At 57.0% G+C, this 15,653-nt stretch carries 20 protein-coding genes; all 20 read right to left on the bottom strand.

Going from position 1 to position 15,653, the window contains the following annotated elements:
• Positions 1-89: 89 nt before the first annotated feature.
• Entirely contained in the window at positions 90-395 is a 306-nt protein-coding gene (rpsN, locus tag LOY33_RS23180) for a 30S ribosomal protein S14 (RefSeq protein WP_043861929.1), read from the bottom strand.
• Between the two features lie 13 nt (positions 396-408).
• Positions 409-948, bottom strand: coding sequence for a 50S ribosomal protein L5 (gene rplE, locus LOY33_RS23185; protein WP_043861930.1), 540 nt, complete (start codon positions 946-948; stop codon positions 409-411).
• Between the two features lie 20 nt (positions 949-968).
• The gene (rplX, locus tag LOY33_RS23190) at positions 969-1,283 is read right to left on the bottom strand and encodes a 50S ribosomal protein L24 (protein ID WP_008374158.1); all 315 of its coding nucleotides are present in this window, start codon (positions 1,281-1,283) and stop codon (positions 969-971) included.
• 11 nt (positions 1,284-1,294) lie between these two features.
• The gene (gene rplN, locus LOY33_RS23195) at positions 1,295-1,663 is read right to left on the bottom strand and encodes a 50S ribosomal protein L14 (RefSeq protein WP_002555479.1); all 369 of its coding nucleotides are present in this window, start codon (positions 1,661-1,663) and stop codon (positions 1,295-1,297) included.
• 23 nt (positions 1,664-1,686) lie between these two features.
• Entirely contained in the window at positions 1,687-1,953 is a 267-nt protein-coding gene (gene rpsQ, locus LOY33_RS23200; protein ID WP_008374160.1) for a 30S ribosomal protein S17, read from the bottom strand.
• Positions 1,954-1,955: 2 nt separating this feature from the next.
• Positions 1,956-2,147: a 50S ribosomal protein L29 gene (rpmC, locus tag LOY33_RS23205; protein WP_002555481.1), complete on the bottom strand. Its 192-nt coding sequence runs from the start codon at positions 2,145-2,147 to the stop codon at positions 1,956-1,958.
• On the bottom strand, positions 2,147-2,560 hold the full coding sequence (gene rplP / locus LOY33_RS23210; RefSeq protein ID WP_003255479.1) for a 50S ribosomal protein L16: 414 nt from the start codon (positions 2,558-2,560) through the stop codon (positions 2,147-2,149). Before rplP ends, rpmC begins: the two co-directional genes overlap by 1 nt.
• Before the next feature lie 12 nt (positions 2,561-2,572).
• Positions 2,573-3,259, bottom strand: a complete 687-nt coding sequence (gene rpsC / locus LOY33_RS23215; RefSeq protein ID WP_010220308.1) for a 30S ribosomal protein S3 — start codon at positions 3,257-3,259, stop codon at positions 2,573-2,575.
• 13 nt (positions 3,260-3,272) lie between these two features.
• A complete protein-coding gene (gene rplV, locus LOY33_RS23220; protein ID WP_003103908.1) occupies positions 3,273-3,605 on the bottom strand; it encodes a 50S ribosomal protein L22 in 333 nt (110 codons plus the stop codon).
• An 11-nt stretch (positions 3,606-3,616) separates the two neighbouring features.
• Positions 3,617-3,892 carry a 30S ribosomal protein S19 gene (gene rpsS, locus LOY33_RS23225; RefSeq protein ID WP_002555486.1) on the bottom strand — a complete coding sequence of 92 codons (276 nt, stop codon included), beginning with the start codon at positions 3,890-3,892 and terminating at the stop codon, positions 3,617-3,619.
• 16 nt (positions 3,893-3,908) lie between these two features.
• Complete coding sequence (gene rplB, locus LOY33_RS23230; protein WP_078481646.1) at positions 3,909-4,733, bottom strand: 50S ribosomal protein L2; 825 nt, start codon at positions 4,731-4,733, stop codon at positions 3,909-3,911.
• 14 nt (positions 4,734-4,747) lie between these two features.
• Positions 4,748-5,047: a 50S ribosomal protein L23 gene (rplW, locus tag LOY33_RS23235; protein WP_009397515.1), complete on the bottom strand. Its 300-nt coding sequence runs from the start codon at positions 5,045-5,047 to the stop codon at positions 4,748-4,750.
• Positions 5,044-5,646, bottom strand: a complete 603-nt coding sequence (gene rplD / locus LOY33_RS23240; protein ID WP_010220305.1) for a 50S ribosomal protein L4 — start codon at positions 5,644-5,646, stop codon at positions 5,044-5,046. The genes rplW and rplD overlap by 4 nt, the downstream gene beginning before the upstream one ends.
• 12 nt (positions 5,647-5,658) lie before the next feature.
• Positions 5,659-6,294, bottom strand: a complete 636-nt coding sequence (rplC, locus tag LOY33_RS23245; RefSeq protein ID WP_043861931.1) for a 50S ribosomal protein L3 — start codon at positions 6,292-6,294, stop codon at positions 5,659-5,661.
• A gap of 81 nt (positions 6,295-6,375) precedes the next feature.
• Positions 6,376-6,687: a 30S ribosomal protein S10 gene (rpsJ, locus tag LOY33_RS23250; RefSeq protein WP_003186070.1), complete on the bottom strand. Its 312-nt coding sequence runs from the start codon at positions 6,685-6,687 to the stop codon at positions 6,376-6,378.
• A 143-nt stretch (positions 6,688-6,830) separates the two neighbouring features.
• Positions 6,831-8,024 (bottom strand): elongation factor Tu, encoded by a 1,194-nt coding sequence (gene tuf / locus LOY33_RS23255; RefSeq protein ID WP_043861932.1) that lies wholly within the window; start codon positions 8,022-8,024, stop codon positions 6,831-6,833.
• A 30-nt stretch (positions 8,025-8,054) separates the two neighbouring features.
• Entirely contained in the window at positions 8,055-10,202 is a 2,148-nt protein-coding gene (fusA, locus tag LOY33_RS23260) for an elongation factor G (RefSeq protein WP_043861933.1), read from the bottom strand.
• Positions 10,203-10,232: 30 nt separating this feature from the next.
• The gene (gene rpsG / locus LOY33_RS23265; protein WP_008089143.1) at positions 10,233-10,703 is read right to left on the bottom strand and encodes a 30S ribosomal protein S7; all 471 of its coding nucleotides are present in this window, start codon (positions 10,701-10,703) and stop codon (positions 10,233-10,235) included.
• Between the two features lie 120 nt (positions 10,704-10,823).
• Positions 10,824-11,195 (bottom strand): 30S ribosomal protein S12, encoded by a 372-nt coding sequence (gene rpsL / locus LOY33_RS23270; protein WP_003186084.1) that lies wholly within the window; start codon positions 11,193-11,195, stop codon positions 10,824-10,826.
• Positions 11,196-11,398: 203 nt separating this feature from the next.
• Positions 11,399-15,598, bottom strand: coding sequence for a DNA-directed RNA polymerase subunit beta' (gene rpoC / locus LOY33_RS23275; RefSeq protein WP_054916698.1), 4,200 nt, complete (start codon positions 15,596-15,598; stop codon positions 11,399-11,401).
• Positions 15,599-15,653: the final 55 nt, after the last annotated feature.

Here is a 15,653-nt window from a genome sequence, read left to right on the forward strand (position 1 = left end):
AAACAAGCCCCATAAGGGGCTTGTTTCGTTGCAAGATCACCGGCGGTCGGAAGATCACTCCCCCGCCGCCAGGGCCCTGCCGGTACGTCTTACCAGCTGGCTTTGACCAGACCTGGAACGTCACCGCGCATTGCTGCTTCACGCAGCTTGTTACGGCCGAGGCCGAACTTGCGGTAAACGCCGTGTGGACGACCGGTGATGCGGCAGCGGTTACGCATGCGCGAGGCGCTTGCGTCACGTGGCTGCTTCTGCAGAGCGATCGAGGCTGCCCAACGTTCTTCTGGAGTTGCATTCAGATTAACGATGGTAGCTTTGAGCTCAGCACGCTTCTTGGCGTATTTAGCAACCGTGAGCTGACGCTTCAGCTCGCGGTTTTTCATGCTCTTCTTGGCCATTTTCCTACTCCAATCAGTTGCGGAACGGGAATTTGAAAGCGCGCAGCAGAGCGCGACCTTCGTCATCCGTACGAGCAGTGGTGGTCAGGGTAATGTCCAGACCGCGCAGAGCATCGATCTTGTCGTAGTCGATTTCCGGGAAGATGATCTGCTCTTTCACGCCCATGCTGTAGTTGCCACGACCGTCGAAGGACTTGGCATTCAGGCCGCGGAAGTCGCGAACCCGAGGCAGGGAGATCGCCAGCAGGCGGTCCAGGAATTCGTACATACGATCACGGCGCAGAGTGACTTTGACGCCGATCGGCCAGCCCTCACGGACTTTGAAGCCCGCGATGGATTTCCGAGCGAAAGTCACAACGGCTTTTTGACCGGTGATCTTCTCGAGGTCAGCTACAGCGTGCTCGATGACTTTCTTGTCGCCGACAGCTTCGCCCAGACCCATGTTCAGGGTGATCTTGGTAACGCGCGGAACTTCCATCACGTTCGCCAGCTTAAGTTCTTCCTTAAGCTTGGGAGCAATTTCCTTCCGGTAAATCTCTTTCAGTCGTGCCATGGTCTTCTACCTAGCAGTGTTCAAGCATCAACCGCTTTTTGGGTCGACTTGAAGACACGAATTTTTTTGCCTTCTTCTACTTTGAAACCAACGCGGTCAGCCTTGTTGGTTTCGCCGTTGAAGATGGCGACGTTGGAAGCGTGCAGTGGCGCTTCTTTCTCGACGATACCGCCTTGTACGCCCGACATAGGGTTAGGCTTGGTATGACGCTTCACCAGGTTGATCCCACCAACGACCAGACGGTCGTCAGCGAGAACCTTGAGCACCTTACCGCGCTTACCTTTGTCTTTGCCGGCGATCACGATGATCTCGTCGTCACGACGAATCTTTTGCATGTCGGATCTCCTTACAGCACTTCTGGGGCGAGCGAGACGATCTTCATGAACTTCTCAGTACGAAGTTCACGGGTCACTGGCCCAAAGATACGGGTGCCGATCGGCTCTTGCTTGTTGTTCAGCAGAACAGCAGCATTGCCATCAAAGCGGATGATGGAGCCGTCAGCACGACGGACACCGTGGCGAGTGCGGACTACAACAGCAGTCATCACCTGGCCTTTCTTCACTTTACCGCGAGGAATTGCTTCCTTGACGGTTACCTTGATGATGTCACCGATACCGGCGTAGCGACGGTGCGAACCGCCGAGCACCTTGATGCACATGACGCGACGAGCGCCGCTGTTATCGGCCACATCGAGCATGGATTGAGTCTGAATCATAAAATTTCTCCGACCCCTAGCCCTTAGACTTCAACAGCGCGTTCGAGAACTTCAACCAGTGCCCAGGACTTGGTCTTGGCCAGCGGACGAGTCTCGCGGATGGAGACCTTGTCGCCGATGTGGCACTGGTTGGTTTCGTCGTGCGCGTGCAGCTTAGTCGAACGCTTAACGTATTTACCGTAGATCGGGTGCTTTACGCGACGCTCGATCAGTACGGTGATGGTTTTGTCCATCTTGTCGCTGACGACACGGCCAGTCAGCGTACGGACGGTTTTTTCAGCTTCAGCCATGATCACTTACCTGCCTGCTGGTTGAGCACAGTTTTCACGCGAGCGATGTCACGCTTAACTTGCGAGAGCAGGTGCGACTGCCCCAACTGGCCAGTTGCCTTCTGCATACGCAGATTGAACTGGTCGCGCAGCAAGCCGAGCAGTTGCTCGTTCAGCTGCTGTGCTGATTTTTCACGAAGTTCATTCGCTTTCATCACATCACCGTCCGCTTAACAAAGGAGGTGGCGAGAGGCAGCTTTGCAGCCGCCAAGGCGAATGCCTCACGCGCCAGCTCTTCAGAAACACCCTCGATCTCGTACAGGACCTTGCCTGGCTGGATCTGGGCAACCCAGTACTCCACGGAACCCTTACCTTTACCCATCCGCACTTCGAGAGGCTTCTTGGAGATCGGCTTGTCCGGGAATACACGGATCCAGATCTTGCCGCCACGTTTTACGTGACGGGTCAGGGCACGACGTGCCGATTCGATCTGGCGAGCGGTGAGACGACCGCGAGCAACAGCTTTCAGAGCAAACTCGCCGAAGCTGACTTTGCTACCGCGCAGTGCCAGACCACGGTTGTGGCCAGTCATCTGCTTGCGGAATTTTGTACGCTTTGGTTGCAACATTTGGCGTACCCCTTACTTAGCAGCTTTTTTACGAGGCGCTGGTGCTTGTGGTTTCAGTTCTTCTTGGCGACCACCAATAACTTCGCCTTTGAAAATCCAAACCTTCACACCGATCACACCGTAAGTGGTGTGAGCTTCGTAAGTGGCATAGTCGATGTCGGCACGCAGGGTGTGCAGTGGCACACGACCTTCGCGATACCATTCAGTACGTGCGATTTCAGCACCGCCGAGACGACCGCTCACCTGGATCTTGATGCCCTTGGCACCAATACGCATGGCGTTCTGTACGGCGCGCTTCATGGCGCGACGGAACATCACACGACGCTCCAGCTGCTGAGCTACGCTCTGAGCTACCAGCATACCGTCGAGTTCCGGCTTGCGGATCTCTTCGATATTGATGTGCACAGGCACACCCATTTGCTTGGTCAGGTCCTGACGCAGTTTCTCAACATCTTCACCTTTCTTCCCGATAACGATACCTGGACGAGCGGTGTGGATGGTGATGCGTGCAGTTTGAGCCGGACGATGGATATCGATACGGCTAACGGACGCGCTTTTTAGTTTGTCTTGGAGGTACTCACGCACATTCAGATCTGCGAGCAAATAGTCCGCATAAGTCCGACCGTCTGCGTACCAGACGGAGGTGTGCTCCTTGACGATTCCCAGGCGAATGCCAGTGGGATGTACTTTCTGACCCATCTGATCGACTCCGTTACTTGTCCGCAACCTTGACAGTGATATGGCAAGACCGCTTGACGATGCGATCAGCGCGGCCTTTGGCACGCGGCATGATGCGCTTCAGCGAACGCCCTTCGTTGACGAAAACGGTGGAGACCTTCAGGTCATCAACGTCTGCGCCTTCGTTATGCTCGGCGTTGGCTACGGCCGACTCGAGGACTTTCTTCATGATTTCAGCGGCTTTTTTGCTGCTGAAGGCCAACAGGTTGAGCGCTTCGCCCACCTTCTTCCCGCGGATCTGGTCGGCGACCAAGCGGGCTTTCTGGGCGGAGATGCGAGCGCCCGACAACTTAGCGGCTACTTCCATTTCCTTACCCCTTAACGCTTGGCTTTCTTGTCAGCCACGTGCCCGCGGTAGGTGCGGGTACCGGCGAACTCGCCCAGTTTATGGCCGACCATGTCTTCGTTCACGAGAACTGGGACGTGTTGGCGACCGTTGTGTACCGCGATGGTCAGACCGACCATTTGTGGCAGGATCATCGAACGGCGCGACCAGGTCTTAACTGGTTTGCGATCGTTCTTTTCCGCCGCCACTTCGATCTTCTTCAGTAGGTGAAGATCGATAAAAGGACCTTTTTTCAGAGAACGTGGCACTGTCGTATCCCTCTATTTACTTGCGACGACGGACGATCATTTTGTCGGTACGCTTATTACCACGAGTCTTCGCGCCCTTAGTCGGGAAGCCCCATGGCGATACCGGATGACGACCACCGGAGGTACGACCTTCACCACCACCATGTGGGTGGTCAACCGGGTTCATGGCAACACCACGAACGGTTGGGCGAACGCCACGCCAGCGTTTGGCACCAGCTTTACCCAGCGAACGCAGGCTGTGCTCGGAGTTCGAGACTTCGCCCAGGGTCGCACGGCACTCAGCCAGGACTTTACGCATTTCACCAGAGCGCAGACGCAGGGTCACATAGACACCTTCGCGAGCGATCAGCTGAGCCGAAGCACCAGCGGAACGAGCGATCTGTGCACCTTTGCCCGGCTTCAGTTCGATGCCGTGAATGGTGCTACCCACTGGAATGTTGCGCAGTTGCAGGGAGTTGCCTGGCTTGATTGGAGCCAGAGCACCTGCGATCAGCTGGTCGCCAGCACTCACGCCTTTAGGGGCGATGATGTAGCGGCGCTCGCCGTCTGCGTAGCAGAGCAGTGCGATGTGAGCAGTACGGTTCGGGTCGTATTCGATACGCTCGACAGTGGCGACGATGCCGTCCTTGTCGTTGCGACGGAAGTCGACCATACGGTAATGCTGCTTATGACCACCACCTACGTGACGCGTAGTGATGCGGCCATTGTTGTTACGACCACCAGACTTCGATTTCTTCTCGAGCAGCGGTGCGTGAGGAGCGCCTTTATGCAGCTCCTTGTTGACCACCTTGACCACGAAACGGCGGCCAGGGGAAGTCGGTTTGCATTTAACGATTGCCATGATGCACCCCTTCCTTACTCAGCACTGCTGCTGAAATCGAGATCTTGGCCGGGTTGAAGGGAGATGATCGCCTTCTTCCAGTCATTACGCTTGCCCAGACCGCGAGCGGTACGCTTGGTCTTACCCAGAACGTTCAGGGTAGTCACGCTTTCCACTTTCACGCTGAACAGGCTTTCGACGGCCTTCTTGATTTCCAGCTTGGTTGCGTCGGTAGCAACCTTGAAAACGAACTGGCCTTTCTTGTCAGCCAGAACCGTGGCCTTCTCGGAAACGTGCGGGCCAAGTAGAACTTTAAATACGCGTTCCTGGTTCATCCCAGCAGCTCCTCGAATTTCTTCACGGCCGACACGGTGATCAACACCTTGTCGTATGCGATCAGACTGACCGGATCGGAACCCTGTACGTCACGTACGTCGACGTGCGGCAGGTTGCGAGCAGCCAGGTACAGATTCTGATCAACAGCATCAGAAACGATCAGTACGTCGCTCAGACCCATGCCGTTCAGTTTGTTCAGCAGGTCTTTGGTTTTCGGTGCTTCAACAGCGAAGTCCTGAACCACGACCAGACGGTCGGTACGCACCAGCTCGGCGAGGATGGAACGCATTGCTGCGCGGTACATCTTCTTGTTGAGCTTCTGCGAGTGGTCTTGAGGACGAGCTGCGAAAGTGGTACCGCCGCCACGCCAGATTGGGCTACGGATAGTACCGGCACGAGCGCGGCCAGTGCCTTTCTGACGCCATGGGCGCTTGCCGCCACCAGCAACGTCGGAACGGGTTTTCTGCTGCTTGGTGCCCTGACGGCCGCCGGCCATGTAGGCCACGACTGCTTGGTGTACCAGCGTCTCGTTGAATTCGCCGCCGAAAGTCAGTTCGGAAACTTCGATCGCTTGAGCGTCATTTACATTTAGTTGCATGTCAGCTTCCCCTTAACCGCGAGCCTTGGCAGCCGGACGCACAACCAGATTGCCGCCAGTAGCGCCAGGAACGGCACCCTTGACCAGCAACAGATTGCGTTCAGCGTCGACGCGCACTACTTCGAGGGACTGAACGGTCACGCGCTCGGCGCCCATGTGACCGGACATTTTTTTGCCCTTGAATACACGACCAGGAGTCTGGCACTGGCCGATAGAGCCCGGGACGCGGTGGGAAACGGAGTTACCGTGGGTATTGTCTTGACCGCGGAAATTCCAACGCTTGATGGTACCGGCAAAGCCTTTACCTTTCGACTGACCGGTAACGTCTACCATTTGGCCAGCAGCGAAGATTTCTGCATTGATCAAGTCGCCAGCCTGGTACTCGCCTTCTTCAAGACGGAATTCCCAGACACCGCGACCAGCGGCAACGTTCGCTTTAGCGAAGTGACCTGCTTGAGCAGCAGTCACACGCGAAGCGCGACGCTCGCCAACAGTGACTTGCACTGCGCGATAGCCATCAGTTTCTTCGGTTTTGAACTGGGTGACGCGATTCGGCTCGATCTCAATGACCGTGACCGGAATGGAGACACCTTCTTCGGTGAAAATACGGGTCATACCGCATTTACGACCGACTACACCAATAGTCATGTTGTAAACCTCATGAGTGTACGGGGCTTTCACCCGCTATGGCCGCCCATTTCAGAGCGTTACACGACTAAGACCCGAGTCTTAGCCGAGGCTGATCTGCACTTCCACGCCTGCCGCAAGATCGAGCTTCATAAGAGCATCAACGGTTTTATCCGTTGGCTGGACGATGTCCAGTACGCGCTTATGAGTACGGATCTCGTACTGGTCACGCGCGTCTTTGTTGACGTGCGGGGAGACCAGAACGGTGAACCGCTCTTTACGGGTAGGCAGTGGAATTGGACCACGCACTTGAGCACCAGTACGTTTCGCGGTTTCCACGATTTCCTGGGTGGATTGGTCGATCAGGCGATGGTCAAAAGCCTTCAACCTGATACGGATTTGCTGATTTTGCATTGGATTTCAGACTCCAGGCTGCTATTCCCACCGGGCGCACTACGCCCGTTAAAAGGAGGCGTGATTCTATAGACACCCCCACTGAGTGTCAACCCAATAAAAAAGCCCCCGCAAAAGCGGGGGCCTTTCTAAACGATCAACGATTACTCGATGATTTTGGCTACGACGCCGGCGCCGACGGTACGACCGCCTTCACGGATAGCGAAGCGCAGACCGTCTTCCATCGCGATGGTCTTGATCAGAGTGACAGTCATCTGGATGTTGTCACCTGGCATTACCATTTCAACGCCTTCTGGCAGCTCGCAGTTACCAGTCACGTCAGTAGTACGGAAGTAGAACTGTGGACGGTAGCCTTTGAAGAACGGAGTGTGACGGCCGCCTTCTTCCTTGCTCAGAACATAGACTTCTGCGGTGAACTTGGTGTGCGGCTTGACCGAACCTGGCTTGACCAGAACCTGGCCACGCTCAACGTCGTCACGCTTGGTGCCGCGCAGCAGCACGCCGCAGTTCTCGCCAGCACGACCTTCGTCCAGCAGCTTGCGGAACATCTCAACACCGGTGCAGGTGGTGGTGGTGGTGTCACGCAGACCAACGATTTCCAGGGCGTCTTGAACGCGGACGATGCCACGCTCGATACGACCGGTAACAACGGTACCACGACCCGAGATCGAGAATACGTCTTCGATTGGCATCAGGAACGGCTTGTCGATAGCGCGCTCAGGCTCTGGGATGTAGGTATCCAGAGTCTCAACCAGCTTCTTGACAGCGGTGGTGCCCATTTCGTTGTCGTCTTTGCCTTCCAGCGCCATACGAGCCGAACCGATGATGATCGGGGTATCGTCGCCTGGGAAGTCGTAGGTGGACAGCAGGTCGCGAACTTCCATCTCGACCAGTTCCAGCAGCTCAGCGTCGTCTACCAGGTCAGCCTTGTTCAGGAAGACCACGATGTACGGAACGCCAACCTGACGGGACAGCAGGATGTGCTCACGGGTTTGTGGCATCGGACCATCGGCAGCCGAGCAAACCAGGATCGCGCCGTCCATCTGGGCAGCACCGGTGATCATGTTCTTCACGTAGTCAGCGTGACCTGGGCAGTCGACGTGAGCGTAGTGACGAATGGTCGAGTTGTACTCAACGTGAGCGGTGTTGATGGTGATACCGCGAGCTTTCTCTTCTGGAGCGCTGTCGATCTTGTCGAATTCAACGACTGCGGAACCGAAAACTTCGGAGCAGACGCGAGTCAGAGCTGCGGTCAGAGTGGTTTTACCGTGGTCAACGTGACCGATGGTGCCAACGTTGACGTGCGGAAGGGAACGATCAAATTTTTCTTTAGCCACGACAATTAACTCCTAGCCTAAAGGACTGAATCAGCCTTGTTTTTTAACGAGCGCTTCGACGATGTTCGACGGAGCCTCAGCGTATTTGGAGAATTCCATGGAGTAGCTCGCGCGACCCTGGGACATGGAACGAACGTCGGTCGCATAACCGAACATCTCTCCGAGCGGAACTTCAGCACGGACAACCTTGCCGGACACCGAATCTTCCATACCCTGGATCAGACCACGACGACGGTTCAGGTCACCCATCACGTCACCCATGTAGTCCTCAGGGGTCACAACTTCTACCTTCATGATCGGCTCAAGCACCTTACCGCCGCCTTTGGCTGCGAGTTGCTTGGTCGCCATGGAGGCCGCCACCTTGAACGCCATCTCGTTAGAGTCGACGTCGTGGTAGGAACCATCAAACACGGTTGCCTTCAGGCCGATCAGCGGATAGCCGGCAACGATGCCGTTCTTCATCTGCTCTTCGATACCCTTCTGGATCGCCGGGATGTATTCCTTCGGAACCACACCACCCACAACCTCGTTGGTGAAAACCAGGCCTTCGGTGATGTTGCCGTGTGCGTCCACGTCTGGCTGCGAGAAGCGGATCCAGCAGTGACCGAACTGACCGCGACCACCGGACTGACGAACGAACTTGCCTTCGATTTCGACGTTGTCTTTGGTGATCTGCTCGCGATAGGAAACCTGCGGCTTACCGATGTTGGCTTCGACGTTGAATTCGCGCTTCATGCGGTCAACGAGGATGTCCAGGTGAAGCTCGCCCATACCCGAGATGATGGTCTGGCCGGTTTCTTCGTCGGTCTTGACGCGGAACGACGGGTCTTCCTGAGCCAGCTTGCCCAGTGCGATACCCATCTTTTCCTGGTCCTGCTTGGTTTTCGGCTCGACAGCTACCGAAATCACAGGCTCAGGGAAGTCCATACGCTCGAGGATGATCGGCTTGTCGGCGTTGCACAGGGTGTCACCAGTGGTGACGTCCTTCATGCCGATCAGAGCAGCGATGTCGCCGGCCAGTACTTCCTTGATTTCTTCACGCTGGTTGGCGTGCATCTGCACCATACGACCAACGCGCTCTTTCTTGCCCTTGACCGAGTTGATCACGGAGTCGCCGGACTGCAGCATACCCGAGTAAACACGGACAAAAGTCAGAGTACCAACGAACGGGTCGGTGGCAATCTTGAACGCCAGAGCCGAGAACGGCTCGTTGTCGTCGGCATGACGCTCGTCGTAGTCGGCGTCGACCAGCTCTTCCTTTGGCTTCTCGATCAGGTCAGGGTGGATACCCTTGATCGCAGGAATCTCGGTAGGAGCAGGCAGGAAGTCGATAACGGCGTCGAGAACCAGGGGAACGCCCTTGTTCTTGAACGACGAACCACAGACAGCCGGAACGATCTCGCTGGCCAGGGTACGCGCGCGCAGACCGGCTTTGATTTCTTCGACGGTCAGCTCTTCGCCTTCCAGGTACTTGTTCATCAGCTCTTCGCTGGACTCGGCAGCCGCTTCAACCATGTTGGAGCGCCACTCTTGAGCCAGCTCCAGCATATCGGCAGGAATTTCTTCCTCGCGATAGGTGGTGCCTTTGTCGTCTTCGTTCCAGTAGATAGCCTTCATCTTGATCAGATCGACCTGACCCTGGAAGTTCTCTTCCGAACCGATGGCCAGCTGAACAGGAACCGGGGTGTGACCCAGACGGTTCTTGATCTGACCTACGACGCGCAGGAAGTTGGCACCGGCACGGTCCATCTTGTTCACGTATACAACACGTGGAACGCCGTACTTGTTGGCTTGACGCCATACGGTTTCGGACTGTGGCTCAACGCCGGAGGTACCGCAGAACACAACGACAGCGCCGTCGAGTACACGCAGCGAACGCTCAACTTCAATGGTGAAGTCAACGTGGCCGGGGGTATCGATGACGTTTACGCGGTAGTTGTCATACTGACCCTTGGAGCCTTTCCAGAAGGTAGTGACAGCAGCGGAGGTAATGGTGATACCCCGCTCCTGCTCCTGCACCATCCAGTCGGTGGTCGCGGCGCCATCATGCACCTCGCCCAGTTTGTGGCTCAGGCCTGTGTAGAACAGGATCCGCTCGGTAGTAGTGGTCTTGCCCGCGTCAACGTGCGCGCAAATACCAATGTTACGGTAGCGGTTGATTGGTGTAGTACGAGCCATAGAGCCCTCGCAAAAATAGTGATGCCTGAATTAGAAGCGGTAGTGCGAGAACGCTTTGTTGGCTTCGGCCATACGGTGTACGTCTTCACGCTTCTTGACTGCAGCACCTTTGCCTTCAGCAGCATCCAGCAATTCGCCGGCCAGGCGCAGGGCCATAGACTTCTCGCCGCGCTTGCGCGCGTAGTCTACCAACCAGCGCATTGCCAGGGCGTTACGACGGGACGGACGAACTTCGACCGGAACCTGGTAAGTAGCACCGCCAACACGGCGCGACTTCACTTCGACCAGCGGAGCGATGGCGTCGAGAGCTTTCTCGAAGATTTCCAGGGGATCGCTGTTCTTGCGTTCTTTGACCTTGTCCAGCGCACCGTAAACGATACGCTCGGCAACGGCCTTCTTGCCGCTTTCCATCACGTGGTTCATGAACTTGGCGAGAATCTGCGATCCGTATTTTGGATCGTCCAGAATCTCACGCTTGGCTGCTACACGACGTCTTGGCATTGATAAGCCCTCAAACGGTCTTCAGGTTAGCTCGGGACAGGGAACCCAGAGGTTGCGTGCCCGACCTTACTCTTATCGACTCAATAAAATTGATAACTGCAAATTGCTGCAAACGGCCGATTACTTCGGACGCTTGGTACCGTACTTCGAACGACCTTGGTTACGACCTTTGACGCCGGAGGTATCCAGGGAGCCGCGAACGGTGTGGTAACGAACACCTGGCAAGTCTTTTACACGACCGCCGCGGATCAGTACCACGCTGTGCTCTTGCAGGTTGTGGCCTTCACCACCGATGTACGAGGAAACCTCGAAACCGTTGGTCAGACGCACACGGCATACTTTACGCAGTGCCGAGTTAGGTTTTTTCGGCGTGGTGGTGTACACACGGGTGCACACGCCACGACGTTGCGGGCAGTTCTGCAGCGCAGGAACGTCGGATTTCTCGACGATACGCTTACGCGGCTGACGTACCAGCTGGTTGATAGTTGCCATCTACTAGCTCCACTGTTGTCTTGCGACGCTATTGTCTTGCAAGAAAAGCAAAATGGCAGGACGAAGTCCCACCAAATTTAGGGGTACAAGAGTCTAAAGAGGATCTTGCCCCTCGTCAAGGCAAGGCCCCGACATCCCCCACCCTCCCCTTCGCAACAGATTATGTCGCGAAGATCGGGTGAGGGCCGCCAGGGCCCTACGCTTTAGTTGCCGCTGGAGTTCAGCGCTTCGGTCAGTGCAGCTTCCACTTCACTGGCGCTAACACGCAACGGCTTGTCGGCATCACGGCGACGCTTGCGCTCGCTGTGGTAGGCCAGACCGGTACCGGCCGGGATCAGACGACCCACGACCACGTTTTCTTTCAGGCCGCGCAGGTAGTCGCGCTTGCCGGTTACCGCCGCTTCGGTCAGTACGCGGGTGGTTTCCTGGAAGGAAGCCGCCGAGATGAACGATTCGGTGGACAGCGAGGCCTTGGTGATACCCAGCAGTACACGAGTGAACTTGGAGACAAACTTGTCTTCCGCGCCAAGGCGCTCGTTCTCTACCAGTACCTGGGTCAGTTCCATCTGGTCGCCCTTGATGAAGCTGGAGTCACCCGACTCGGCAATCTCGACCTTACGCAGCATCTGACGCAGGATGGTCTCGATGTGCTTGTCGTTGATCTTCACGCCTTGCAGACGGTAAACGTCCTGGATCTCGTTGACGATGTACTTGGCCAGCGCGCTAACACCCAGCAGACGCAGAATGTCGTGCGGATCGCTAGGACCGTCCGAGATGACTTCGCCGCGGTTCACTTGTTCGCCTTCGAAGACGTTCAGGTGACGCCACTTCGGAATCAGCTCTTCGTACGGATCGCTGCCATCGTTCGGGGTGATGACCAGACGGCGCTTGCCCTTGGTCTCTTTACCGAAGGCGATGGTACCGCTGACTTCAGCCAGAATCGAGGCTTCTTTCGGACGGCGCGCTTCGAACAGGTCGGCAACGCGCGGCAGACCACCGGTGATGTCACGGGTCTTGGACGTTTCTTGCGGGATACGCGCGATAACGTCACCAACACCGATCTGTGCACCGTCAGCCACACCGACCAGGGCGTTGGCTGGCAGGAAGTACTGAGCCGGTACGTCGGTACCTGGCAACAGCAGATCCTTGCCGCTGGCGTCGACCATCTTGATTGCAGGACGGATTTCCTTGCCTGCAGCCGGACGGTCTTTGACGTCCAGAACCTCGATGTTGGTCAGGCCGGTCAATTCGTCGGTCTGACGCTTGATCGTGATGCCTTCTTCCATGCCCACGAAGGTCACGGTACCTTTCATTTCGGTAACGATCGGGTGGGTGTGCGGGTCCCACTTGGCGACGATGGCGCCAGCGTCGACCTTGTCGCCTTCCTTCACCGAAATCACGGCGCCGTAAGGCAGCTTGTAACGCTCGCGCTCACGACCGAACTCGTCGGCAATCGCCAACTCGCCGGAACGCGATACGGCAACCAGGTTGCCGTCGGCACGCTCAACCTGCTTGAGGTTGTGCAGACGAACCATACCGCCGTTCTTCACCTGGACGCTGTCGGCAGCCGAGGTACGGCTTGCAGCACCACCGATGTGGAACGTACGCATGGTCAGCTGGGTACCCGGCTCACCGATCGACTGTGCAGCGATAACGCCGACAGCTTCACCGATGTTCACCTGGTGACCGCGAGCCAGGTCGCGACCGTAGCACTTGGCGCAGATGCCGTAGCGGGTTTCGCAGCTGATCGGCGAACGCACGATCACTTCGTCGATGCTGTTCAGCTCGATGAACTCGACCCACTTCTCGTCGACCAGAGTACCGGCCGGAACGATGACGTCGTCGGTGCCAGGCTTGAACACGTCACGGGCGATTACACGACCCAGTACGCGCTCACCCAGCGGCTCTACAACGTCGCCGCCTTCGATGTGCGGGGTCATGACCAGACCCTGCTCGGTGCCACAGTCGATCTCGGTAACCACCAGATCCTGCGCCACGTCTACCAGACGACGGGTCAGGTAACCGGAGTTCGCGGTTTTCAACGCGGTATCCGCAAGACCCTTACGCGCACCGTGAGTCGAGATGAAGTACTGCAGTACGCTCAGACCTTCGCGGAAGTTCGCGGTGATCGGCGTCTCGATGATCGAGCCGTCCGGCTTGGCCATCAGACCACGCATACCGGCCAACTGACGAATCTGAGCTGCCGAACCCCGGGCACCGGAGTCAGCCATCATGTACATCGAGTTGAAGGACTCCTGCTCGACTTCGTTGCCTTCGCGGTCGATGACCTTCTCTTTCGAGAGGTTGGCCATCATCGCCTTGGACACTTCGTCGTTCGCCTTGGACCACAGGTCGATGACCTTGTTGTACTTCTCGCCCTGGGTTACCAGGCCGGAGGCGTACTGGCTCTCGATCTCTTTCACTTCGTCGGTGGCAGCACCGATGATGCGGGCTTTTTCATCCGGGATAACGAAGTCGTTAACACCGATGGAAACGCCGGAGATGGTCGAGTAGGCAAAACCGGTGTACATCAGCTGGTCAGCGAAGATGACGGTCTCTTTCAAACCAACCACGCGGTAGCACTGGTTGATCAGCTTGGAGATCGCCTTTTTCTTCATCGGCTGGTTGACCACGTCGTACGACAGACCTGGCGGTACAACCTGGAACAGCAGTGCACGGCCGACAGTGGTGTCGACGATGCGGGTGTTCTTGACGCTGCCGCCATCACGATCGTTCACGGTTTCGTTGATACGAACCTTGATCTTGGCGTGCAGGGCCGCTTCGCCGGCGCGGAATACGCGGTCGACTTCCTGCAGGTCGGCGAATACGCGACCTTCGCCCTTGGCATTGATGGCTTCGCGGGTCATGTAGTACAGACCCAGTACAACGTCCTGCGAAGGAACGATGATCGGCTCACCGTTGGCTGGCGACAGGATGTTGTTGGTCGACATCATCAGCGCGCGCGCTTCGAGCTGGGCTTCCAGCGTCAGCGGCACGTGCACGGCCATCTGGTCACCGTCGAAGTCGGCGTTGTACGCGGCACAGACCAGCGGGTGCAGCTGGATGGCCTTGCCTTCGATCAGTACCGGCTCGAACGCCTGGATACCCAGACGGTGAAGGGTCGGTGCACGGTTGAGCAGTACGGGGTGTTCGCGAATCACTTCGGCAAGAACGTCCCACACCTCTGGCAACTCGCGCTCGACCATCTTCTTGGCGGCCTTGATGGTGGTCGCCAGACCACGCATTTCCAGCTTGCCGAAAATGAACGGCTTGAACAGCTCGAGGGCCATTTTCTTCGGCAGACCGCACTGGTGCAGACGCAGGGTCGGACCTACGGTAATTACCGAACGACCCGAGTAGTCAACGCGCTTACCGAGCAGGTTCTGACGGAAACGACCTTGCTTACCCTTGATCATGTCGGCCAGGGATTTCAGAGGACGCTTGTTCGAGCCGGTGATGGCGCGGCCGCGACGGCCGTTGTCGAGCAGTGCGTCGACCGCTTCCTGCAGCATGCGCTTTTCGTTGCGCACGATGATGTCAGGCGCAGACAGGTCGAGCAGGCGCTTCAGACGGTTGTTACGGTTGATCACCCGACGGTACAGGTCGTTCAGGTCGGAGGTCGCGAAACGACCGCCATCCAGCGGAACCAGTGGACGCAGGTCTGGCGGCAGAACCGGCAGAACGGTCAGGACCATCCACTCAGGCAGGTTGCCCGAGCCCTGGAAGGCCTCCATCAGCTTCAGTCGCTTGGACAGCTTCTTGATCTTGGTTTCCGAGTTGGTCTGCGGAATCTCTTCGCGCAGGCGGCCAATCTCGTGTTCCAGGTCGATAGCGTGCAGCAGTTCGCGGACGGCCTCGGCACCCATGCGGGCGTCGAAGTCATCGCCGAACTCTTCCAGCGCCTCGAAGTACTGCTCGTCGTTCAGCAGCTGGCCTTTTTCCAGGGTGGTCATGCCCGGGTCGATAACGACATAGCTCTCGAAATAGAGAACGCGTTCGATATCACGCAGGGTCATGTCCATCAGCAGGCCGATACGCGACGGCAGCGACTTCAGGAACCAGATGTGGGCAACAGGCGAGGCCAGCTCGATGTGCGCCATGCGCTCACGACGAACTTTTGCCAGCGCGACTTCAACACCGCACTTCTCGCAGATCACGCCACGGTGCTTCAGGCGCTTGTACTTGCCGCACAGGCACTCGTAGTCCTTGACTGGGCCAAAGATCTTGGCGCAGAACAGGCCGTCACGCTCAGGCTTGAACGTACGGTAGTTGATGGTTTCCGGCTTTTTTACTTCACCGAACGACCACGAACGGATCATCTCAGGCGAGGCCAATCCGATACGGATGGCGTCGAACTCTTCGACTTGACCCTGGTTTTTCAGCAAATTCAGTAGGTCTTTCAAGGCCTTTCCTCCTGGCGGAGCAGGGAGCGGGCTTTTCAGCCGCGCTCCCGATTCG

Origin of the sequence: Pseudomonas sp. B21-036, from assembly GCF_024748925.1 — a bacterium.
Lineage (GTDB): Bacteria > Pseudomonadota > Gammaproteobacteria > Pseudomonadales > Pseudomonadaceae > Aquipseudomonas > Aquipseudomonas palmensis.